Origin of the sequence: Leuconostoc gelidum subsp. gelidum KCTC 3527, assembly GCF_000166715.1 — a bacterium.
Lineage (GTDB): Bacteria > Bacillota > Bacilli > Lactobacillales > Lactobacillaceae > Leuconostoc > Leuconostoc gelidum.
This window is the reverse complement of record NZ_AEMI01000015.1, coordinates 86,615-109,451: the sequence shown is the minus strand read 5'-3', so window position 1 is coordinate 109,451 and position 22,837 is coordinate 86,615. Positions and strand designations below refer to the sequence as shown.

Here is a 22,837-nt window from a genome sequence, read left to right as displayed (position 1 = left end):
TTAGTTGTATATGAGAATATTAAGTGATATACTAATTTCATTAATGTGTGTTTAAAAAATAACTGACATATCTCGGGAGGATATTAGTATGGATACATGGAAAAAAGTGGCTATCGGCGCAGCAGCTGTTGTGGTTGTTGTTGGCGGTACACGTGCAGCAGGTCTCTGGGGCGGAAGCTCATCAGGAAATAGTAAGAATTTGTCATTTCAGTTGCCAACGCCTATTCAAACGTTGGATATTTCTAAGAATACGGATACGTATTCTGGAGCAATTATTGGTAATTCAGGCTCAAACTTAATGCGTGTCGATTCTAAAGGAAAAGCACAGTTAGAGTTGGCTAAGTCAGTGAAAGTCTCTGATGATGGTTTGAAATACACAGTTGTTTTGAAAAATGGTTTAAAGTGGTCTGACGGGTCAAAGTTAACAGCACAAGATTTTGTTTATTCATGGCAACGAATTGTTGATCCTAAGACAGCTTCTCAATATGCCTATCTTGCGTCAGGCGTAAAGAATGCTGACAAAATTGCAGCAGGGAAAGCCGATGTTGATACACTTGGTGTAACAGCTAAGGGAAACACAATTACATTTGACTTAGAACGACCATTACCACAGTTTGAATATCTATTAACATTCTCTAACTTTATGCCACAAAAACAAAGTTTTGTGACTAAAGAAGGTAAAAAATATGCAACAACTGCAGCAACATCACTTTATTCAGGCCCTTATAAAGTTGAAGGCTGGAATGGTACTAACAATAGTTTTAAGTTAATTAAGAATGATAATTATTGGGATGCCAAAAATATTAAGACAAAACAAATTGATGTGCAAGTCGTTCAAAAGCCGGAAACAGCAGTTCAGCTTTATAAGCAAGGAAAGATTGATCGTGTACTTATCTCTGGTACACCTGAACTATACAAAGCTAACAAGAATGATAAAAATGTATCAAAGGCACCAGAAGCAACCACAGCTTACTTGCAATATAATCAAACAGGTAAGAACAAATTCTTAGCCAATGCTAAGATTCGTGAAGCTTTAAACTTAGCAACTAATCGTAAAGAATTAACAGATCAAGTGACTGCAGGAATTTCAACGCCAGCAACTGGTTTGGCACCAGAAGGTCTGGCTAAGACAGCTTCTGGTGAAGATTTAGCTAAGTTTGTTGCGCCGGGTTATAAGTTTGACCCTAAAAAGGCAGCCACTTTGTTCCAAGAGGGATTGAAAGAAGTTGGTGAGAGTCAGGCAACGATTACTGTTACCTCAGACGCAGACTCACCAGCAGCTAAGTCAACTTTGGATTATTTGCAGGGATCATGGGAAAAGGCTTTGCCAGGTTTGAAGATCAACCAAAAGTTTGTACCATTTTCACAACGTATTAAAGATTCACAAACACAAAACTTTGACATTGTTGTGTCATTGTGGGGTGGCGATTATCCAGAGGGATCAACATACTACGATATCTTTAAAACAGATGCCTCAAATAATAATGGCCAGTTCAAGAATGAAGCTTATGACGCTTTAGTTAATAAGGCTGAATCAACTGATGCATTGAAGGCATCAGCTCGTGATAACGACTATAAAATGGCTGAGGCAGCATTGTTAAAGGATAGCAACTTCAACCCATTATATTTCCGTGCAGGTTATGCATTACAAAATCCTAAGGTGACCGGTATTGTTCTTAATTCAACTGGATTGAATCAAGACTGGAAATTAGCAGTTAAGAAGTAAATATTGCTTAATAACAAATCAGTTTGAATGAGTAGATTAAGAATTGACGTTAGTTGATTCTTATTTTATTTAAAAATGATCTCACAAGATATAACGATTGAATATTAGTTGTATATGAGAATATTAAATGATATAGTATTATTTATTAATATGTATTTAAAAAATGACTGGCATATCTTGGGAGGATATTAGTATGGATACATGGAAAAAGGTGGCTATCGGCGCAGCAGCAGTTGTTGTTGTCGGTGGTGGTACACGTGCTGTAGGTCTTTGGGGCGGTGAAAAATCTGCCGCAAAAGGGACATTGAATTATTCATTACCAACAGATATTCAAACGTTAGATATTTCAAAAAATACAGACCAATATTCTAATCAGATTATTGGTAATTCTGGATCTAACTTGTTGCGAGTTGATGCAAAGGGGAAGGCTATCCCTGATTTAGCTAAATCGATTAAAGTGTCAAGTGATGGACTAACATACACTGCTCAATTACGTAGTGGTTTAAAGTGGTCTGACGGATCAAAGTTAACAGCACAGGATTTTGTTTATTCATGGCAACGAATTGTCGACCCTAAGACAGCTTCACAATATGCTTATCTTGCATCAGGTGTTAAAAATGCAGATGAAATTGTTGCAGGTAAAGAAAAAGTAAGTAAATTAGGTGTTACCTCTAAAGGAAACACAGTGACCTTTAATTTAGCACATCCAATGCCACATTTTGAATACCTATTGACTTTCTCAAATTTCATGCCTCAAAAGGAATCATTTGTTGCTAAGCAAGGTAAGTCCTATGGCACAACATCCGAAAAGCAATTGTATTCAGGCCCTTATACCTTTAAGGGTTGGAATGGGACTAATGGTACATTTGAACTTGTGAAGAACAAAAATTACTGGGATGCTAAAAGTGTCAAAACACAAACATTAACATATCAAGTTGTCAAAAAACCTGAAACGGCTGTGCAACTTTATAAACAAGGTAAATTAGATGAAGCCCCCTTAACAACAACAGAGCTTTATAGTGCCAATAAGGGTAGTAAAGACAGTGTTAAGGTACCAGAAGCACGAACGGATTATATTGAGTATAACCAAACAGGAACAAACAAATTTTTGGCAAATACTAAAATTCGAGAGGCTTTGAATTTGGCTACAAACCGTGCTGAACTTGTTAAAGAGGTCACTGGCGGTGTATCTACAGCTGGTATAGCTTTGGTACCAACAGGATTAGCTAAAACAGCAAGTGGTAAAGACTTAGCTCAGTATGTTGCGCCTGGATATACATACGATAAAAACAAAGCAGCCAAATTGTTTGCTGAAGGATTGAAAGAAATTGGCGAAACAAAAGCAACTTTGACAATCGAAGCAGCTTCGGATCAACCAGCTAACAAAGTAGTTGTTGATTATTTGCAAGGTTCTTGGCAGAAAGATTTGCCAGGTCTGACAATCAATCAAAAATTTGTACCATTTAAGCAACGATTACAAGATGCTCAGACTCAAAACTTTGAGATATTGTTAACTGCATGGGGTGGTGATTATCCTGAGGGTTCGACTTTCTATGATTTGTTTAAAAATAATGGTTCTTACAATGATGGCAAGTTTATAAATGACGCATATACTGATGCCGTTAATAAGGCTGAAACAAAAGATGCACTAGACCAGTCGGATCGTGATATGGATTATAAAAATGCAGAAGCAGCTTTGTTTAAAAATTCTAATTATAGTCCATTGATGTTCAGGGCACATTACGCTTTGCAGAATTCTGATGTCAAAGGCGTTGTGACAAATACAACAGGTTTGATTCAAGACTTCAAGTACGCATATCGCAAGTAATAATAGATCGTAAAAAAATATTTAATTTCAAATAAGAATTAGTTTGGATTGGTTCTTATTTGTTTAGGAAGATGATATTATGTGGAAATATATTTTAAAACGACTGCTGTTACTTATCTTTACGCTTTTCTTAGTGGTTACTGCGACCTTCTTCTTGATGCAAATCATGCCTGGAACGCCGTTTACTAACCCTAAATTAACACCAGAAGCAATAGCGCAGTTGAAGTCAACGTACGGTTTAGATTTACCACTTTGGCAACAATATTTGAATTACTTAATTGGTGCGGCTCATGGTGATTTTGGCATATCATTTCAATATCAAAATCAGCCAGTTAGCATGTTAATTGGTCAACGCTTGCCTATCTCAGCGCAGTTGGGTGCGCAAGCATTGGTGGTTGGTGTGATTGCAGGACTATTTATGGGTGCTGCATCTGCACGTAATAAAAACAATAAAATTGATGGTACGTTAGGTATTATCTCAACACTTGGTATCTCAATACCAAGTTTTATCTTAGGAATTATTTTGGTTTATTTGTTTGGATTTAAATGGCCACTTTTCCCAGTTTCAGGATGGGGTGATTCATTTTCACAAACTATTTTACCAACTCTTGCTTTAGCTATGAGTCCAGCAGCTATTACGACACGTTTTGTTCGTTCAGAGATGATTGAATCGTTAAGTTCAGATTATGTACAGTTGGCTAAAGCTAAAGGATTGAGTGCTAAAGAAGTCGTTAATCAACATGCCTATCGTAATTCTATGATTCCAGTTTTGACACTGATTGGACCAATGGCTGCAGGTTTATTGACGGGATCAACGTTAATCGAGCAAATTTTCTCAATCCCTGGTATTGGTCAACAATTCGTTTTGTCGATTCCGTCAAAGGATTTTCCAGTTATTATGGGAACTACGATCGTTTATTCAGCTATGTTGATGGTTATGATTTTGATCACGGATATTTTGACAGCAATTATTGATCCGCGTGTTCGTTTGCAATAAGGAGGCTTATGATGGCAGCAAATACTGAAGATTTTGTCATCGTTGGCGCACAAAATTCTAAAGCCAACGAACATATCTCAAAGCCGGCCTTGTCATTTTGGCAAGATGCTTGGCGTCGACTCAAGCTTAATAAGCTTGCGGTTATCTCATTGTGGTTCTTAATATTTATTTTGGCTTTTGCGGTCTTATCAAATATATTTGTACCACAAAAAAATGCTAACGCATTCAACTCTGACAAAGTTGGCGTATATAAGAACTTACCGCCTAATTCTGGCTTACCAATTCCTGGTTGGAATGGGAAAATAAAGGCACCTGGCGATACAACAGCGACTAATGTCTATGAGTCGCAAGGTGTGCCTGAAAATAAAAAGTTTATTTTGGGAACGGACAATATCGGCCGTTCAGTCGCTAAGCGTGTGACAGTTGGTTTACGTATTTCATTGTTGGTTGCTATTGTTGCCACTTTGATTGATTTACTTATTGGTGTCGCCTATGGTGTGTTTTCTGGATGGAAGGGCGGTTGGATTGATAATGTGATGCAACGTATTATTGAAATATTATCATCCATTCCGAATTTAATTATTGTTACTATGCTCGGTCTGTTGCTGGGTGGTGGTGTGTTGTCAATTATCTTAGCTATTGCTATGACAGGTTGGCTTGGCATGGCACGTCAGGTACGTAACATGACGCTAACACTGAAAGAACGTGATTATGTTTTGGCAGCTAAATCGTTGGGTGAAAGTTCACTTAAGATTGCCATCAAACATTTAATTCCAAATATGGCTGGCACGATTATTGTTCAAATTATGATGACAGTACCGAATGCAATTATGTTTGAAGCAGTATTGTCGGCAATTAACTTGGGTGTCAAACCACCAACTGCATCTTTGGGATCATTGATTTCTGATGCACAAGCTATGTTGCAATTCTATCCTTATCAAATATTAATTCCATCAGCAGTGTTGGTCTTAGTATCATTAGCTTTCATTCTTTTAGGTGATGGCTTACGTGATGCTTTTGATCCGCGTGCGAGTGAAGACTAAGAGGTGTGCAGATTATGAGTAATCCAATTTTAAAAGTTGAAAATTTGCACGTAAACTTCAACACGTATGCAGGAACTGTACAAGCAATTCGAGACGTGTCTTTTGATCTAAATAAAGGTGAAACTTTGGCCATTGTTGGTGAATCTGGCTCTGGTAAGTCGGTCACGACAAAAACATTGATGGGCTTGAATGCAAAAAACGCTTTAATTCCAGATAATTCACGATTAATATTTAAAGATCGTAACTTACTTGACTTGAAGGAAGAAGAATGGCAATCTGTGCGTGGCAACGAAATTGCTATGATTTTCCAGGATCCCATGACTAGTCTAGATCCAACGATGAGGATCGGCATGCAAATTGCTGAACCTCTGATGAAACACCGTAAAATGAAAAAAGTAGCAGCGTTGGCACGTGCATTAGAGTTGATGAAAGGTGTTGGTATTCCCAATGCTGAAGAACATATTAATGATTATCCACACCAATGGTCTGGTGGTATGCGACAACGTGCGGTGATTGCCATTGCCTTGGCAGTAGATCCTGAGATCTTGATTGCTGATGAACCAACAACCGCATTGGATGTGACTATCCAAGCACAAATTTTGAAATTAATGAAAGAACTACAAAAAGATACTGGCAGTTCAATTATTTTTATTACGCATGATTTGGGTGTTGTTGCTGGAATGGCTAACCGTGTGGCGGTTATGTATGCTGGTAAAATTGTTGAATATGGTACAGTCGACGAAATTTTCTTTAATCCACAGCATCCTTATACTTGGGGATTGTTAAATTCAATGCCAACAACAGATACTAAAGTGGGTTCTTTGGTAGCAATTCCTGGCACGCCACCAGATTTGTTAGACCCACCAACTGGTGATGCCTTTGCCTCACGTAACGAATATGCCTTAGCTATTGATTTAAAGGAAGAGCCCCCATTCTTTCGAGTAAGTGATACGCATTATGCAGCAACGTGGTTGCTTGATGAACGTGCTCCCAAAGTGACGCCGCCTGTACAAATTCAAAGACGTTGGGAAAGATGGCGAGAAATTCAAGGACAGGAGGCTCAATCATGACGGAAGAGACACCGAAGAAGTTAGTTGAGCTTAAGGATTTGCAACTTTATTTTAATAAAGGGAAGGCTAATGAAGTTCGCGCCATTGACCATGTAACTTTTGATATTTACGAAGGTGAAATATTTGGTTTAGTCGGCGAATCGGGTTCTGGTAAGACAACAATTGGTCGGACAATTTTAAAATTGCATGAACCAACTGCTGGCGAAATATTGTTTAATGGTGAAGATGTCACTCACTTGAAAGGCAAAGCATTATTAGAATTTCGTAAAAATGCGCAAATGATTTTTCAAGATCCGCAAGCAAGTTTAAATGGACGTATGAAAGTACGTGACATCATTGCTGAAGGTATTGATATCAATAAACTGGCTAAAGATAGAACAGATCGCGATAATAAAGTACAACAATTATTAAAATTGGTTGGCTTAAATGAAGATCATGCGACGCGTTATCCACATGAATTTTCAGGAGGTCAAAGGCAACGTATCGGGATTGCTCGGGCATTAGCAGTCGATCCTAAATTCATTATAGCTGATGAACCTATTTCAGCGTTGGATGTTTCTATCCAAGCCCAAGTTGTTAATCTAATGAAAGATTTACAGAAGAGACATTCACTAACTTATCTCTTCATTGCCCATGATTTATCGATGGTAAAGTATATTTCTGATCGTATTGGCGTCATGCATTGGGGTAAGTTATTAGAAATTGGAACGGCAGATGCTGTATACAATCATCCACTGCATCCGTATACTAAGAGTTTGTTATCAGCGATTCCTGTACCAGATCCAGAAGTTGAGAGTCTCAGGCAACACGTTGAGTATGATACAACGGTTGAAACAGATGGTAAAGAACGGCACATGGTTGAAGCAAACCCAGGCCATTTTGTTTTGGCAACAGATGAAGAAGTTGCTTTATATAAATTACAACAAAATAAATAAATCATTAAAAGCTGTCATGAATTTTTACATCTATGACAGCTTTTATGTTGCACATCATCATGAAATTAAAATGAAAAATGTGTATAATTAGTGTGAGTTATTAATGAGAAAGTAGGATAATATGGTACGATTACAAGATGATTTTTTCGAAGCAATTAATGGTGATTGGGAGAAAACAGCAGTCATTCCTAATGATAAACCACGAACGGGTGGTTTTAGTGACTTGTCTGACGAAATTGAGCAATGGTTGATGACAACAACAACAAAATGGCAAAAAGGGAATGATATACCAGAATCACCGATTTTGAGAAATTTTGTTGCGTACCATCGTTTGACCGTTGATACCAAGACACGAGATGAATTAGGGACATCACCTGTGCAGCCACTGATTAAAAAGTACCAAAGCTATACCTCGTTTTCGGATTTTGCAAGTCATATTGTTGAACTAGAAAAGTCAGGGTTTCCTAATGCTTTACCGTTAGGTGTTGAACCGGATTTCAAAGATGCGCAAACAAATGTTTTATGGGCTGGGGCTTTAAGCATTCTTTTGCCAGATACAACCTACTATGAAAAGGATCATGCACAAGGCAAAATATTGTTGGCTAAGTTTCGTGAGGAACAAGAAAGCCTGTTACCACATTTTGGTTTCTCAAAGTCTGAAACAACTGAATTAATTGATCAGTATCTAGCGCTTGATGCACGTGCTGCCAATGTGGTGTTGAGTCAAGAAGAAAATCATGAGTATGCTAAGTTATACCATCCATATGACTGGCAGCAATTTACCAATTTGGCACCAGAATTACCACTCAATGATATTTTAAGTGAACTAATTGGTCAAAAACCAGATAAAATTATTGTACCAGAAGAACGTTTTTGGGCTGCAGCTGATCAATTTTATTCAGAAAAGGCCTGGCCATTATTGAAGGCGTATCTCATCGTAACGGTCGCTAATCAATTTACCAGTTATTTATCTGACGAATTGCGTGTGTTAGGTGGTCAGTATCAACGTGAGTTGACTGGATTGCCAGAAGCCATGGCGTCTCAAAAAGCGGCTGTATATCTGGCCGCACAGCCATTTAACCAAGCAATTGGCGTTTATTATGCACAAGATAATTTTTCACCAGCAGCTAAAATAGATGTTGAACATAAAGTGGCAACAATGATTGATGTTTTCAAACAACGTCTGCAGTCTAATCAGTGGCTGGATGATGCAACGCGTCAGAAAGCTGTGATCAAACTTAATACAATCGTACCTCACATTGGCTATCCAGAGAAATTGCCAGAGCGTTTGTACCAAAAAATAGTACAACCTGGAATGACTTTGTTTGACACAGCGACGCAATTTAGACAAATTGAAATTGCGCATACATGGTCACAGTGGCATCAACCAGTTGACCGCAGCGAATGGCATATGCCGGCACATTTAGTCAATGCCTATTATGATCCACAACAAAATCAAATTGTCTTTCCAGCGGCTATTTTACAAGCGCCATTTTACAGTTTGAAACAATCATCATCAGCTAATTATGGTGGTATCGGCGCGGTGATTGCACATGAAATTTCGCATGCATTTGATACGAACGGGGCATCATTTGATGAATATGGTAGTTTAAATAATTGGTGGACAACGGCTGATTTTTCGGCGTTTAAATTACGCACAGATCAAATCGTCAAACAATTCGATGGTCTAGATTCATATGGCGCCAAAGTGAATGGCAAGTTAACTGTATCTGAAAATGTTGCGGATTTGGGTGGCTTAGGTGCAGCATTAGCAGCTGCTAAATTAGATTCAGATTTCTCGGCAACAGCCTTTTTTGAGAGTTGGGCCACAATTTGGCGTATGAAAGCACGTCCAGAATATATGCGCTTATTGGCTGCGTCCGACCCCCATGGGCCAGCAGCACTACGTGTTAATGTACAAGTCAAAAATTTTGATGAATTCTTTGATGCATTTGATGTGAGACCTGATGACAAAATGTGGCTAGCTTCAAATGATCGCGTGCAGATTTGGTAAGGCCATTTTAGTAAAAAGTTATCAAGATGCCTTTTGCTTTTGATATACTTGTATTTAGACTTATTGAAAAGAGAAGCTGTTATGCATATAAAGAGAACATGGTTAATTAATTTGACTATGGCGTTACTAGTTGCCGGAATACCTATTTTTGAGTTGTGGCATAGCCAAACCGTTTATTCTGGCTCGGATTTGCAATTTCACCTTAATCGTATCCATGAAATAGTTAACCAATTGCAATCAGGTCATGTTAGTTTGATCTCCTATTCCTCATTTAATTCAGTGGGTAGCGGGGTAGAATATTTTTATCCGTCATTGACTCTGACGCCAGCAGTTTTAATATTTCTAGTAATCAAAAATAGTGTGACAGCCTACTATGTTACTTTGTTAGTCTACGGATTAATTACTTTTGCTGTTGCACAATTTGCTTTTAATTCTGTACTGAAAGATAAGTGGTTATCCACATTATCGAGTACTATGTTTTCTTTATCTGCTTATCGCGTTTTTTCAATTATAGGCGTATCAGCTTTTGGTGAGTTTTTGGCTATTGCTTGGATGCCATTAGTATTTTTAGGTTATTGTCGTGTTATTCAAAAAAGAGGTTGGCGAACACTTTGGATTGCAATGACATTGATGGCTTATACACATTTATTGAGTTTGTTTTTGACAGTATTACTGTTAACGGTAGTAACATTTGTACGACTATTACTAAACTATAAATCCGTAATTGGTGAACTATTAGATTATATTAAAGCTGTAGCGTCTTTTTCTTTGAGCTTTTTGGCATTTTTGGGACCTTTTTTAATTCTGACAAGTGGAAATCAAATTATTTCCCCTGAAAGCGTATTGCATTATCAATGGGCTAAAAGTTTTGCTGGTTATTATGTTTCTAGTATGCAATTGTTATCAGCAAGAACACTTGGATTTGTTTTTGTTGTTACATTGATCGGTATGTTTACGCTTTGGGGTTATCTATCGAAAAAAACGCGTCTTTATTTTTGGATAGGCACATTTTTGGTTTTTATTTCTTCGTCAGATTTCCCATGGCACTTGGTAGAACATAGCGTTATGTCCATTTTGCAATTCCCATATCGGATTCTGCCGTTTGCAATCTTATTTTTAACGCTGGCTATAGTGTCTGGCGTTAATGATATTACTTCTGATTCAGTTACAAAAGAGAAAGGATATACTAAATCGAGAGTGGTTATAGTGTTAATTATGATCACAATGATAACGACGATTGTTAGTGTTCATAAGTATAAAAAAAGTATGGATGATACTTTTAAAGTTGAGAAAGTACAGACAGGGCATTTGAATTATACACCATTTGCGTCCTATCGAGTTAATCAATTAACTTTTGATAAGCAATATAACAATTCTTTCAATACTTATGGTGCCTTTGATTATTGGACGGCATTAGCGCTTAAAAATAAAAGTACAATCATTAGTCATAAAGTTTTGGATAGTACTGGCAAACCAATTTTTTCTAAGACAATTTTAAAGAAATCAGGTATAGGTTATGATGTTATTAACCCTACTGGACAACAATTGGATTTACCATTTCTAAAGTATAACGGTGTTAGCTATACGGTTACCGTCGATGACACACCAGTGGAATCGTTATTGTCAAAGCGAGGTACGCTCGCAGTATCTGTAACTAAAGGTCATCATGTAATTAGGGTAAGTACAAAAGCGGATAAGAAGTTTCAGGTTATGCTTCTCGTCAGCATTATGGCTACATTGGTTATTCTTGTCTTTCCATATATCTATAGAAGATCATAAATTGTATAATTAAGCATTGCTCACTAAGCTAGGATTCCTAGTTTAGCAAGCAATGCTTTTTAACATAAAATTTAAAAAATCGCTTTTTATTGTGCACGTATGACATGCTCTTTTGTGATTTATAGGCAAATAATGAATATAAAATTTCGAAAATGCTTGCTAACTCTTGAGAAATTTGGTATTATTATATAGTTGTTTGAGATATGGGAGTGTAGCGAAGTCTGGCTAAACGCGACGGACTGTAACTCCGTTCCTTCGGGTTCGTAGGTTCGAATCCTACCGCTCCCATAGCCGATTTAATAGTTAACGGCTAAAAAGATTAACTATTGCCCCTTCGCCAAGTGGTAAGGCAGTGGTTTTTGGTACCGCTATGCGCTGGTTCGAATCCAGCAGGGGCAATATAAATTAAAAAGAAATCCAATTTGGATTTCTTTTTTTGTATGATATATTTGTCATCAAAAGATTGCTCTGAAAACAGATGACATAAGCGTTTGACATGCTTAGCCTAAACAATGCAAAGCATCTTATTGACAAAAATTAATCCGACGCCGCAAATGCTTTCCGAACATAAAGTGGTAAATTTTCATACACAAGTTTATAGGAATGCGTAATCATTTTTTCAATTTCTTGATCTGATAATTCTGATGTTGAGAGTTTTATTGTGTTCCAATGTTTTTTATTTGCATAATAACCTGCAGTAATATCAGAATATATCTCACGAAGCGCAACATTAGACTCTGGATCACCTTTTAGTGTAATAATCGATGTTTCAGATGCAGTAGGAGACAGCAATCCAAACATTTTCCCAGATAGGTCAAAATAAATTATTTTCCAATCATCACGAAAATATGCTTTGGCATGGGGTAAACTATTTCCAAAGTCTTGAAAGTGTTTTATCCGTTTAGTGACTGTTTGATTAACCATAAGTGAGTGTCCTTTGACCGCTAGTTTATGTTTATTATATCAAATTAAAAAATGAATAAGTGTTGAAAATTTAAAATCTAGGCCAGCAAAAATAGTGTCATTTATCATCACCATTCAGTTTTATAGTTCTGAGTATGCTACTAATAAAAGTAGGTAAATCATAATAGAAAAAATGTTCAAAAATAATAAAATTGTTAATTAATTTGACCAGAATCATAAGGTATTATGACACGTTTTAGAATATGGCAGATTGCAAAATTGAACTGAGCATTTTGAAAAAAATTCAGTGATTTTAATGGTAATTGTCTAAAACAAACATAAGAACCCGCAGCTTATGTCTTCCCATGAACTCTCTGCTATCGAAACAATGTCTTAATTCAATCATTCAATGCGTGAAATTGCTCGTTTTCTGAATTCGTCATCAGAAATAGTTGCTTATGTTTTAGTTACTGCTTTCAAAACGATTTACAATTGGGCAAATAGTAGTTTTCTTTCAATTTATCATAATAATTAATCTCGCGAGTAAAGGATACAACTTGTAAATAATTTAAAAAATAATTATAATAATAAATCTAAACAGTTCAGAAAAATAAAAAACATATATTTTTACTAACTTTCACGATAAAATATTATCTCTCAAACCAAAAAAATGTCTTCTCCCTAACGAGGTCTTTTCTTCTTCTATTATGACTAAGTAACGTTTAAAAAAAATTTGTACTTTTCTTATACTAGAAAAGTAACCTGATCTAGTAATTATAGGGTGTTGGTCCAAAAAATTCACAACGTAACAATTATAAAATTAAGTTATATGTAGAGATAATTAAAAAGACGAATGACTTAAATTTCGACCACAGCTTATACTGAATAAAACGTCAAAAATTATCAAAATCATTACTAATATGGCAAAATACATGATTGTAATCTTTTCGAAACACAAGATAACTTTTAATATATTTTAATGCAATTAATAGTATCTTTTAAAAAGCGTTCAACAAGAAGGTCTTACATGCCTTGGTTATCAAAATACAATGCAACTTCGCCATAAAGTTTTAATGATTGTGAATGGATGTTAGCAAAAAAGTTCTAAATATAATTATCTCATGGGATATGTTGATTAAGTGAAGTAAATTTTTCTGTTTTTTATTTGCTAGACCCTATAATTGAAATTTCGTGGTTCCTAATTCGAAGGCAATACCATATTGACTATCATTCATCTGGAATGTTTGGTATTTTTAAGATTTTATTTAACCTCTCTAACATTTATTTTAAATAATTTCAACGTTCAATCTTCTTTTATAAATCAACAAGCTAAGGTGAAATAACTTAATAGCTGTATCATTTTTTTATTAATCATAATAGTGAGAAACTATGATATAAAATAAGTTATCATCAGGGTATATTGATGTATGGGTAACAATTTAGTAATAAAAAACTGAATACAAATATGTTAAATTGTCTGGATGTGTAAAATACTTAGTAAGTATTTATCATTCATCAATGCTAGATTTATACGTAATAAAAGATAAGGGATTCAAGAGGTGGTAGCATCAGTAAACAATATGTCAACATAGTCAAAAAATATTCCTATATTTTTTTAAGTGAAAAATGTTGACATACATATTAACTGTGTTAATATGTATATTGTTAACATGATTGTATTAACAATGTTAATAATAAAATTAAGGAAATATATTTATGAACAGAACCAGATTAAAACTTACAATTTTTGTTTGTGGAATATTCATATGCATGCTTGATACTACGGTAATGAATGTAGCGTTACCAGAGATTAGTGTTGCGTTCTCTACTTCTCTAAACAATTTATCTTGGGCTCTAAACATTTATACAATTTTATTTGCCGCTTTGACTATTCCTTTAACGAGAGTAGCTGAAAAGTTTGGTATGAATAAAGTGATAATGTTAGGTTTCATATTATTCGGTATTGGTTCACTGATTTCAGGATTGTCCAATGGGATAGAAATATTGGTGTTTGGCCGTGCTATTCAGAGTATTGGTGCTGCTTTAGTCTTTCCACTTTCGATGATACTTGGAATTAAATTAGTAGAAACTGATAAAAGAACTGGTGTTATAGCGGTATTGGGTGTTACACAAGGACTTGCTGCCGCATTAGGACCAGTAATTGGTGGAGTTATTACACAATATTTAACTTGGAGATGGATCTTCTTTGTTAACTTGCCAATTGTGATTTTCATTTTAATTATTGGATGTAATTTACTCGATTTTAGTGAAAAAAATGACGACATTCACAATTTCGACATTTTGGGATCAAGTCTAAGTATCTCATTTCTTTTAAGCTTAACAACGGTTCTAACACAAGGAAGAAATTGGGGATGGGCATCAACAACTTCATTGATATTTATGTTTAGTTCAGTAGTTTTTCTTGTCAGTTTTTTGTTTGTTGAACTTAAAGTAGAAAAACCTATGATTCCATTGAAATTATTTAAAAATAGAAATTTTATGGGTGCATCTATTGTAATAATTTTTAGTAATCTATTTTTAGTGGCAGTTACCGTCATATTACCAACTTATTACACTAATGTTAAAAATTTCGATGCCTTAAATGCTTCATTTATGCTAATACCAATTACCTTATTTATTTTCATTACATCACCTATTGCGGGCTTTGCATTAAATAAAGTTGGTCCAAGAATTCTGATTTCATTTGGGTTTTCATTAATGATGATTGGGTACATTGGCTACACGTATAATGGACTAAATATTCAGTTATATTCTTGCTTTTATGGCGCCCTTGTGGGGGCTGGATATGGGTTGATTACAGGACCAATAACTGTTATTGCTGCCTCTGACTTCACTGGTGAATTACTTTCCTCATCACAGAGTGTAACTGGGGTATTGCGACAAATTGGTATCGTCTTAGCAGTTGCACTTTTTGTATCTGGTTTATACTCAAATTTAAATGATGCACAGATTGAATCTGAAAGTTATATTTCATCAACTGTATCAAAATTAAATGTTCCTGAAGAAATAAAACCACATTTGATTAAAAAATCTAATGAAGGTCTTAAGAACCAAAAATCAGCAAAAATACCTAAAAGGCATACTGGTAATATTAAAATTGATAAAAGGATAAACAAGGCATTATTAGATATAAAAAATACGGCACAAAGTAATGTTTTGAATGCTTTCAAACGTTTGTATCGAGAAGCAATACCTTTTCTGATAGTTACTATAGTTTTGACATTACTGTTCTGGAAGAACAAATTTTAGAGCCAATGTTTTTAAGTTGATTAATATAATGTAGCAATAAAATAAATAATGAAGTATATTAGGAGAAAAAATGACTGCTGTAATTACAAAAATGGCTGTGACGTCTTCACTAGGCGAGAATGAGGATGAAATTCACGAAAGAATTATGAAATTTAATTCTGGGATATCAACTATTGATTATTTTGATACAGATGAATTTATGTCAAGTATTGCTGGAAACTTGAATCATGAAACGTGGGAAAAAGTGAGAAAAATCGCAATTGATGAAAATGTTGATAATAGCTCAGCTCTCACGATTTATACAGTAAATAAACTTTTGAAGAATACACGCTTCAATTATCAAAATGTTGGTTTATCTCTAGGTACATGTAATGGTGGAATTCAATCGATGTCTGATTACTTTGATGACATTGATGCCGGTCAATCGGGTAAGGATAATTTGAAAAATTATCCTTTATATAAACAAATGTTTGATCTAAGTAACTACTTTGGATTTGAGGGACCACGATTCTCATTTAATTCAGCTTGTGCAGCCAGTTCAGCTGCAATTGCTTATGCGTCTCAGATGATTGAAAGTGGAAAGGCTAAAACAGTTATTGCCGGTGGTTCAGATCCAATGTCTAAGTGGGTATATGCTGGATTTAATGCTTTGAAAACTTTTAATACACAAAATGCTACTCCGTATGGAAATGATTATGGACTTAATTTAGGAGAGGCTGCGACATTTTTTATCATTAAAGACAAAGAGGAAGCATTGCGCGATGGTGATGATATTCTTTGTGAGATACTGGGATATGGTTTTTCTAACGATGCCCATCATCCAACAGCACCTGATGCAGAGGGAAATGGGATTTCATTTGCTATTCGAGAAGCAATTAAAAGCAGTGGTCTTGAAAGTGATCAAATATTTTATATAAATTCTCATGGAACAGGAACCAAAGCTAATGATGTTGCTGAGTTAAAGGGAATAGAACAAGTATTTGGTAAAAATGTTCCTCTTATCAGTTCATTAAAGGGCTATATGGGTCATAATTTAGGTGCTGCAGCAAGTACGGAATTAGCTTTAACTTTGATTGGCTTAAAAAATAATGTATTGTATTGTAATTTTCCTTTTCAAGATTATCGTGAAGAAACACGGAACAAAAAAATTTTTAGAGAACACATTGATCTATCAAATCAGAAGACTAGAGACATTATCTTTATAAATAACAATGCGGCATTTGGTGGTCACAACTCAGCAGTCATTTTTAAAACTAATTTAGATAATAAATATAATACAGAAAATTCATATAAAGCAATTGATGAAAAATCTGTTTATATTAATTATATTTCTGAATCGACGACAAATGAATTAAAAAATGTTAACGAGAGAATTAAATTAAATCCTGAAAAGCCATTAAAAGAGTTTGATAAATTGTTGTACCAGCGAAGAATGAATCAACTGAGCCAAGTTTCAATTATTGCAGGCATCTCAGTCTTTAAGGATCAAACAATTCCGACTAGAAATGGTTTGATTTTTGGGACTCCATTAGGCAGTATGAATGCTACTACAAAATATAGTGATTCAATACGAAAAGACGGTTTTGGGAAAGCTAGCGGGATATATTTCCCTGATTTAGTAGTTAATTCTACCTCAGGGAGAATATCACGGGCTTTAAATTTAAAAGGGTATTCGGCTTCAATTAGTTCAGGTGGTAACGAAGATTTTAAGTCAATGGAAATTGCATTTGAGGCCCTAAAAAGTAATCGTGCGGACGTTATATTGAGTGGAAGTGGAATAGAATCCAATTCAGTTACAGAAAAAATTTTAGGTCATCCAGTTAAAACAGATGTAGTTATGATTGAGATGGTTAATGAGTTTAAACCAGATACATCTATACTAAAAGTAAATGAAGTTAGGTCGTATCAAGTTAATGCTACAACTAGAAAGATTGTTAAAAAAACAGTTGATAACGCGACGAAACAAGATAAAACTAAAGTATTATTAATTGCACCCAATAAAATTAATAATTTTATTAGCAGTAAAAATGTTGATTTTATATTAGAGGATGGAACGGGGGTCCAGGGAATCAAAGCTTTACTAGATAGTATTGCGAAAAAATGGGATAGAGTTTTGATACTGGAGTTAAGTATAAATAACGAACTGACAGTTCTTGATGTTAACAGTTTAAAAAATTATTAGGAGATTCGAAAATTATGAATAGATTTATGAGCTTAGAAGAAATTAAACATTTAATTAAGGAAGAAATTCTAATTAATCGTTTGGAACTTGAAGATGTTATTGAAAATGAAATTGATGATGATGAAAATTTATACAATGAAGAGGGGTTAGCATTAGATTCAGTTGAAGCATTAGATATTGTTGATGGAATATCTAACGTGTTTAAGTTAGATGTTGAGGCTGTCATGAATAGTGGAGAAGAAAATAATTTTCAAACAGTAAATGAAATTGCAAATTACATTTACAAAATGGGAAATAGAGATGCAGACTAATTTAAACTCGAAACAGGTTTCAGAACTTCTTCCTCAAAAAGAACCATTTAGATTTGTGACTGATGTAATTGAATTAGATCTTGATTTAAATCATATAAAGGCGCATCAAATATTTGGAAAAAATGAAATTTTTTTTCAGGGCCATTTTCCAAATAAGCCAATAGTACCAGGTGTTTTACTGATAGAATGCATGGCACAGACGGCTTTGATTTTACTGCAGAAGGTTCTTGATATTGAAATGCATGAGGCTTATTTAGTAAAAGTAGTAGTTTCGACATTTTACAGTATAGTAAAACCAAATGATAATATTTTTATTGAAAGCACTGATATGACTTTAAAAGGAAATTTTTGGGAAGTTAGTTTGAAAATTAAATTTGAAACTAATAAGAAAGTAGCTAAAGCCACATTATTATTAAAAGCAGGGGAGTAGTTCGATGCTAAAACAATTCACGGTCTCACAAGGAGATGAATTGTTACCGGATGTTAACATATATTGGGATAATGAAAACAAAATATTGTTTGATTGCGGGCCTGATAGATTGCAATCTTTTTTGGTATTTTTAAGGATGTTTAGGAATGCAGGTAATGAGCTAGACGATATAAAATATATAGTTCTAACTCATCATCATATTGATCATATCGGTGGATTGAAATTTTTCCCGGAAAGTATTCCTGTTATTTATAACGAGAATATTTTGAATTTTCAAGGAATTCAGTGGAATACTATCAAAAATAATGAAAGACTTATTGATAGATTTATAATTAAGGACGAGTATAAAGTACAAATCCTAAATAGAATGTTGATGGAATATGACGATTCATACTCGGTAAAAAAACGTAGAGGATTTCCTATTAAAGCATCAACTGAAACATCGAGTTTTGGAGAATGGACATTTATACCAGTTGAGGGGCATTCATCAAGTGATTTAATATGTTATCGAAGAAAGAATGCCGAAATTGTATCTGGAGACATCATTTTACATAATGTATTTTTTAATAATATTATTGAAATGGATAAAACACAAAATAAATTGGTTAGCTTTAGAAAAATGTCTATAGGTGAAATGAAAAAATTGGTTGATTTACAACCTATCGAAATATTTATTGGCCATGGAAAGCCGTTTGAATTAGATGGATTAAAAATTAATATAAAAAATACAATACGACGTAGAAAGAGAACAGAAAAAAAAGTTAATAACATATTTGAGACGGACCGTTTGAAACCAGTTGCGCAAACTGCAGAAGAAATATTCAAAACATTTATTTCCTATGACTATTTTCTGCCCTTTTCCGAAGTATTGAATATTTATTTGGATAACAATTATGATTCATTTGATGATTGAAGATATAAATGAAAATTCTGAAAGATTGATTTTAAATGAAATTTCTTTAATTTACCCAGATTTACATGATATTAAATTTTTTAAGGACAGATTTAATAAGCCGCATATATTTGCAAACGGTAAAGAAAAAATTTGGTGCTCTATTTCTCATAAAGAAATATTAAAATTAATTGTCTTGAGTGATTCAGTGATTGGAATTGATGTAGAATCAAAGATTATTAAATCTGAACTTAGTTACTTATTTCATAATGCGGAACAAATGCTTATGAATAACCATGAATCAATTTCCTTAACATTAATGTGGACATTGAAGGAGGCTGCTGCAAAGAGCATTGGTTTGGGCTTAACATTTGGAATTAATTCAGTATATATATATCTTATAGATAAAAAATGTGTAGAATTTATTAGTACAAAAACAGGTTTTCAGTATATGGGAAGATATTATATTTTTAAAGTAAAAAAGTATATTATTTCTATAATTTATAATGTGGAAAGGATAAATTATGAAAGGTAAAGAGGTAATTTTAGGATTATTAAATACTAAATGTGGACTTACAGGTTATCAAATAAACGATATTTTGCAAATTCATTTGCGCCATTTTTATGATGGTGGGTTTGGAATGATATATCCAACTCTAAAGAATCTTGAAAAAGATGGCTTGGTTTCTAAAAAAAGAATTAATCAAGATGATAAACCAAACAAAAATATTTTTTTTATTACCGATTCTGGTAAAATTGAGTTTAAAAAATCTGTAAATGAGAAAACAGAGCCAGAAATTTTAAAGTCTGATTTTTTGATGAAGATTTATTTTGGTGATTCATTATTACCTGGGAAACAAATTGATTTTTTGAAAGAGGAGTTAAACAGGAAAAAATCTGATTTAAATGACTTACTAAGTAATATGTCAGACTGGGATAGTAATGGAATAACAGATCATCAGAACTTTACGGTAACATATGGAATGGCATATTATAAAGCAGTAATTGAAGTAATTCAACTACAGTTGGATAGCTACAATAAAAGGAAGTAGAATAAATGGATGTAAATGGGAAAAATATCCTTGTTACTGGATCAACAAAGGGCATTGGATTAGCGATTGCTAAGAAGCTAGATTCAATGGGTGGGCATATTATTCTGAATGGAAGAAATGAACCGCAAAATAAGATATTTTCAGAATTTGAGAAACCGGTTATTTTTTTAAAATTTGATGTGGATAACTTTGATGAATGTCAATTACAGTTGGGCAAATTTTTAAATGAAAAAAATATTGATATTTTGGTTAATAATGCAGGAATTGTAAGTGATAAACTATTTTCATCTATGACAAGAAGTGATTTTATACAAGTAGTTGATACTAATTTGCATAGTATGTTTAACGTTACACAACTGATATATAAAAATATGATTATGAAAAAGCAAGGGGGGAGCATATTAAATATGGCTTCAGTTGTGGCAAAAATGGGGCATGTTGGGCAAACTAATTATGCCACCTCAAAAGCAGGGGTTATTGGTTTTACTAAGACACTTTCATTGGAAGCTGCTAGGTATAATATTAGAGTTAATGCAATTGCTCCTGGAATGATTCACTCAGATATGACCGATAAACTTAGTGAGCGTAATAAACAAAAAATTATTAATGATATACCCTTAAAAAGGTTTGGAAGAACATCTGATGTTGCTGATGCAGCAGCATTATTGATTACTAATAGTTATATTACGGGACAAACATTAGTAATCGATGGTGGTATGAGTGTTTAGGTTATTATAGCTGTGGATATCTGCATTAGAACAAGTAATATCAAGTGAGTAGCTATTTTTAAAAATTACTTCTAAGGTAAAAGAAGAAATTATACTTAATTAAACATGGAATTAAAATAGTTGAAATGTACTATTCAAGTACATGGTTGAAAATATTACCGAATTAACTAGATTTCCAATTATCTGAAGCAATACCTCAGTATCTGGTTATTTGTTACAATACAAATGTATGATTCAAGTGACTATTTGATTAGTGGGATTAATATTATTTATTTGCTAGTTAATATATATTTAGCATAATTTTTTCTGATTGGACGGTCTATTGCAATATAGAATAGCAATAGTTTAATTAAGAAATTGATCTGGTTCTGATGTTAACTTACTAAGTAAACATGGCTTTTATATAAGATACTGTTCTTGGTGAACTATTAAATACTTCAGCTGTTAATTTATTAGTGTGAGTTATTGAATAATCAAAGATGGCTGGATTTTGGCTATCTTTTTTCTTGTGGATCAATAATTAATTTTATGTGTTTATGTGTTTATGTTGTTTGATAAACATTTTACGGGCTTGTGTTAATTCAATAATCATGTCAGTCTTATTTAAGAAGCTGATAGCAAGGTTTTAACAATCATACTATTCATTGAGGTTTCGGCAATTTTTTTCAAATTTAAAACTGCGATGATGACTTTTTCTTCAATAAATTATCAATTAAATTTAATGTTTTTCGTGTTTTATGAGCAAAGTGATTTAATTTTGTGACAACCAATGTGTCATTTAGCTGGATAAGTTCTACTTGTTTTTTAAATTGTGTTCGTGAAGTTGTAATTCCTGAATACTTTTTTCCTCATTAATTGGCTCGCATATTGAAAATCTGAACTGCTTTATTTCTAGAGCAGAACTCGAGGGAATTAAATGTAGAAGCTTTTTATTTATGAAAGTTAAAAGATACTCACTTGAATTTAAATCATCAAGCATTGCCTTGTACAACGAGGGACGGTCGGCGAACTGAATACAACCTAGCAGTTTAAACTGGTACTTGTTGTGTGAAAAAAGCCCAAATCATTGATGCTGATACCAACGAACGGTAAGATTGTTAGTCGTTCTGAGTTTCATGAGATGCAAAAAGAAGTTACACGACTTAAAGAAGAAATGAGAGCTTATCACGCACAACTTGATAAGCAATTGCATCAGTTTTATTGGGCGAAAACATGCAGGTGACACAAAAAGGAGCCATTTGCCAATTACTTAATCGTTATTGAAGCACAACTTTAAGCTCAACACAATGCTTCATCTGATCTGATATCCAAGAGTACTTATTTTGATTGGATTAATTATTGCAGGACGATTCGACAACGAGAAGATAACCTATTAAAGGGATTTTTGCTGAGAATGCAGTAGAAAAACTAAAAAGCTTATGGGGTGCCACGAATTTTAACTGTCTTAACTTTACACCATGAGACAAATCATATTCATCGTTTAATTCGAGAATTCGATATTTTTTCTGTTATGAATCATCGTTTTAACCAGCCAACTACGGTGTATGCGTACCGTCAACGGCCAAATTTATCAAACATTTACGAGATGCCAACGCTTGGCGTACGGTTATAACCATTCAGTTTTATAGTTCTGAGTATGCTACTAATTGTTGCAGTTGTTTTAAGCAATCATTTGTA

General features: G+C 34.0%; 19 protein-coding genes and 2 tRNA genes. 19 read left to right on the top strand and 2 right to left on the bottom strand.

Features of this window, described 5'->3' with window-relative positions:
• The first annotated feature begins 88 nt into the window (after positions 1 to 88).
• The 10 genes from EUI_RS0103275 (at position 89) to EUI_RS0103230 (ending at position 11,791) form a co-directional block, all read left to right on the top strand.
• On the top strand, positions 89 to 1,726 hold the full coding sequence (locus EUI_RS0103275; RefSeq protein ID WP_010016048.1) for a peptide ABC transporter substrate-binding protein: 1,638 nt from the start codon (positions 89 to 91) through the stop codon (positions 1,724 to 1,726).
• Between the two features lie 193 nt (positions 1,727 to 1,919).
• Entirely contained in the window at positions 1,920 to 3,554 is a 1,635-nt protein-coding gene (locus tag EUI_RS0103270) for a peptide ABC transporter substrate-binding protein (protein WP_010016047.1), read from the top strand.
• Between the two features lie 79 nt (positions 3,555 to 3,633).
• Entirely contained in the window at positions 3,634 to 4,551 is a 918-nt protein-coding gene (locus tag EUI_RS0103265) for an ABC transporter permease (protein ID WP_010016046.1), read from the top strand.
• A gap of 11 nt (positions 4,552 to 4,562) precedes the next feature.
• Positions 4,563 to 5,594 (top strand): ABC transporter permease, encoded by a 1,032-nt coding sequence (locus tag EUI_RS0103260; protein WP_010016045.1) that lies wholly within the window; start codon positions 4,563 to 4,565, stop codon positions 5,592 to 5,594.
• A gap of 14 nt (positions 5,595 to 5,608) precedes the next feature.
• Entirely contained in the window at positions 5,609 to 6,664 is a 1,056-nt protein-coding gene (locus EUI_RS0103255) for an ABC transporter ATP-binding protein (protein ID WP_010016043.1), read from the top strand.
• Positions 6,661 to 7,599, top strand: a complete 939-nt coding sequence (locus EUI_RS0103250; protein ID WP_010016041.1) for an ABC transporter ATP-binding protein — start codon at positions 6,661 to 6,663, stop codon at positions 7,597 to 7,599. Before EUI_RS0103255 ends, EUI_RS0103250 begins: the two co-directional genes overlap by 4 nt.
• A gap of 121 nt (positions 7,600 to 7,720) precedes the next feature.
• Positions 7,721 to 9,613 (top strand): M13-type metalloendopeptidase, encoded by a 1,893-nt coding sequence (locus EUI_RS0103245; RefSeq protein ID WP_010016039.1) that lies wholly within the window; start codon positions 7,721 to 7,723, stop codon positions 9,611 to 9,613.
• 81 nt (positions 9,614 to 9,694) lie between these two features.
• Entirely contained in the window at positions 9,695 to 11,392 is a 1,698-nt protein-coding gene (locus tag EUI_RS0103240; RefSeq protein ID WP_010016038.1) for a glycosyltransferase family protein, read from the top strand.
• A 205-nt stretch (positions 11,393 to 11,597) separates the two neighbouring features.
• Positions 11,598 to 11,680: transfer RNA gene (locus tag EUI_RS0103235), tRNA-Tyr, on the top strand.
• 39 nt (positions 11,681 to 11,719) lie between these two features.
• Positions 11,720 to 11,791, top strand: a tRNA-Gln gene (locus EUI_RS0103230).
• Positions 11,792 to 11,929: 138 nt separating this feature from the next.
• Here EUI_RS0103230 and EUI_RS0103225 read toward each other — a convergent pair.
• Positions 11,930 to 12,316, bottom strand: a complete 387-nt coding sequence (locus EUI_RS0103225) for an MmcQ/YjbR family DNA-binding protein (protein ID WP_010016037.1) — start codon at positions 12,314 to 12,316, stop codon at positions 11,930 to 11,932.
• A 1,695-nt stretch (positions 12,317 to 14,011) separates the two neighbouring features.
• On the opposite strand from EUI_RS0103225, the gene EUI_RS0103220 reads away from it, so the two are divergent.
• The 8 genes from EUI_RS0103220 to EUI_RS0103185 all read left to right on the top strand — a co-directional run bounded on the left by EUI_RS0103220 (position 14,012) and on the right by EUI_RS0103185 (position 21,160).
• Positions 14,012 to 15,565, top strand: a complete 1,554-nt coding sequence (locus tag EUI_RS0103220) for an MFS transporter (protein WP_081460644.1) — start codon at positions 14,012 to 14,014, stop codon at positions 15,563 to 15,565.
• Positions 15,566 to 15,635: 70 nt separating this feature from the next.
• Positions 15,636 to 17,747, top strand: coding sequence for a beta-ketoacyl synthase N-terminal-like domain-containing protein (locus EUI_RS0103215; RefSeq protein ID WP_010016035.1), 2,112 nt, complete (start codon positions 15,636 to 15,638; stop codon positions 17,745 to 17,747).
• A gap of 14 nt (positions 17,748 to 17,761) precedes the next feature.
• Entirely contained in the window at positions 17,762 to 18,058 is a 297-nt protein-coding gene (locus EUI_RS0103210) for an acyl carrier protein (protein WP_010016034.1), read from the top strand.
• Positions 18,048 to 18,488, top strand: coding sequence for a 3-hydroxyacyl-ACP dehydratase FabZ family protein (locus EUI_RS0103205; RefSeq protein ID WP_010016032.1), 441 nt, complete (start codon positions 18,048 to 18,050; stop codon positions 18,486 to 18,488). Before EUI_RS0103210 ends, EUI_RS0103205 begins: the two co-directional genes overlap by 11 nt.
• Positions 18,489 to 18,492: 4 nt before the next feature.
• A complete protein-coding gene (locus EUI_RS0103200) occupies positions 18,493 to 19,401 on the top strand; it encodes an MBL fold metallo-hydrolase (protein ID WP_010016030.1) in 909 nt (302 codons plus the stop codon).
• Positions 19,382 to 19,915, top strand: a complete 534-nt coding sequence (locus EUI_RS0103195; protein ID WP_010016028.1) for a 4'-phosphopantetheinyl transferase family protein — start codon at positions 19,382 to 19,384, stop codon at positions 19,913 to 19,915. The genes EUI_RS0103200 and EUI_RS0103195 overlap by 20 nt, the downstream gene beginning before the upstream one ends.
• The gene (locus EUI_RS0103190) at positions 19,905 to 20,432 is read left to right on the top strand and encodes a PadR family transcriptional regulator (protein WP_010016027.1); all 528 of its coding nucleotides are present in this window, start codon (positions 19,905 to 19,907) and stop codon (positions 20,430 to 20,432) included. Before EUI_RS0103195 ends, EUI_RS0103190 begins: the two co-directional genes overlap by 11 nt.
• 5 nt (positions 20,433 to 20,437) lie before the next feature.
• Positions 20,438 to 21,160, top strand: coding sequence for an SDR family oxidoreductase (locus tag EUI_RS0103185; RefSeq protein ID WP_010016026.1), 723 nt, complete (start codon positions 20,438 to 20,440; stop codon positions 21,158 to 21,160).
• Positions 21,161 to 21,831: 671 nt separating this feature from the next.
• Here EUI_RS0103185 and EUI_RS10990 read toward each other — a convergent pair.
• A complete protein-coding gene (locus tag EUI_RS10990; RefSeq protein ID WP_373306362.1) occupies positions 21,832 to 21,948 on the bottom strand; it encodes a recombinase family protein in 117 nt (38 codons plus the stop codon).
• A gap of 635 nt (positions 21,949 to 22,583) precedes the next feature.
• On the opposite strand from EUI_RS10990, the gene EUI_RS10505 reads away from it, so the two are divergent.
• Positions 22,584 to 22,772 (top strand): hypothetical protein, encoded by a 189-nt coding sequence (locus EUI_RS10505; RefSeq protein ID WP_010016025.1) that lies wholly within the window; start codon positions 22,584 to 22,586, stop codon positions 22,770 to 22,772.
• Positions 22,773 to 22,837 lie beyond the last annotated feature (65 nt).

Bases quoted from the DNA above. Each gene is read 5' to 3' on its own strand.
- EUI_RS0103260 (WP_010016045.1), top strand. From the start codon at position 4,563: ATGGCAGCAAATACTGAAGATTTTGTCATCGTTGGCGCACAAAATTCT.
- EUI_RS0103215 (WP_010016035.1), top strand. From the start codon at position 15,636: ATGACTGCTGTAATTACAAAAATGGCTGTGACGTCTTCACTAGGCGAG.
- EUI_RS0103250 (WP_010016041.1), top strand. From the start codon at position 6,661: ATGACGGAAGAGACACCGAAGAAGTTAGTTGAGCTTAAGGATTTGCAA.
- EUI_RS0103240 (WP_010016038.1), top strand. From the start codon at position 9,695: ATGCATATAAAGAGAACATGGTTAATTAATTTGACTATGGCGTTACTA.
- EUI_RS0103255 (WP_010016043.1), top strand. From the start codon at position 5,609: ATGAGTAATCCAATTTTAAAAGTTGAAAATTTGCACGTAAACTTCAAC.
- EUI_RS0103210 (WP_010016034.1), top strand. From the start codon at position 17,762: ATGAATAGATTTATGAGCTTAGAAGAAATTAAACATTTAATTAAGGAA.
- EUI_RS0103245 (WP_010016039.1), top strand. From the start codon at position 7,721: ATGGTACGATTACAAGATGATTTTTTCGAAGCAATTAATGGTGATTGG.
- EUI_RS0103265 (WP_010016046.1), top strand. From the start codon at position 3,634: ATGTGGAAATATATTTTAAAACGACTGCTGTTACTTATCTTTACGCTT.
- EUI_RS0103225 (WP_010016037.1), bottom strand. From the start codon at position 12,316: ATGGTTAATCAAACAGTCACTAAACGGATAAAACACTTTCAAGACTTT.
- EUI_RS0103200 (WP_010016030.1), top strand. From the start codon at position 18,493: ATGCTAAAACAATTCACGGTCTCACAAGGAGATGAATTGTTACCGGAT.
- EUI_RS0103195 (WP_010016028.1), top strand. From the start codon at position 19,382: ATGATTCATTTGATGATTGAAGATATAAATGAAAATTCTGAAAGATTG.
- EUI_RS0103185 (WP_010016026.1), top strand. From the start codon at position 20,438: ATGGATGTAAATGGGAAAAATATCCTTGTTACTGGATCAACAAAGGGC.
- EUI_RS0103270 (WP_010016047.1), top strand. From the start codon at position 1,920: ATGGATACATGGAAAAAGGTGGCTATCGGCGCAGCAGCAGTTGTTGTT.
- EUI_RS0103190 (WP_010016027.1), top strand. From the start codon at position 19,905: ATGAAAGGTAAAGAGGTAATTTTAGGATTATTAAATACTAAATGTGGA.
- EUI_RS0103205 (WP_010016032.1), top strand. From the start codon at position 18,048: ATGCAGACTAATTTAAACTCGAAACAGGTTTCAGAACTTCTTCCTCAA.
- EUI_RS0103220 (WP_081460644.1), top strand. From the start codon at position 14,012: ATGAACAGAACCAGATTAAAACTTACAATTTTTGTTTGTGGAATATTC.
- EUI_RS0103275 (WP_010016048.1), top strand. From the start codon at position 89: ATGGATACATGGAAAAAAGTGGCTATCGGCGCAGCAGCTGTTGTGGTT.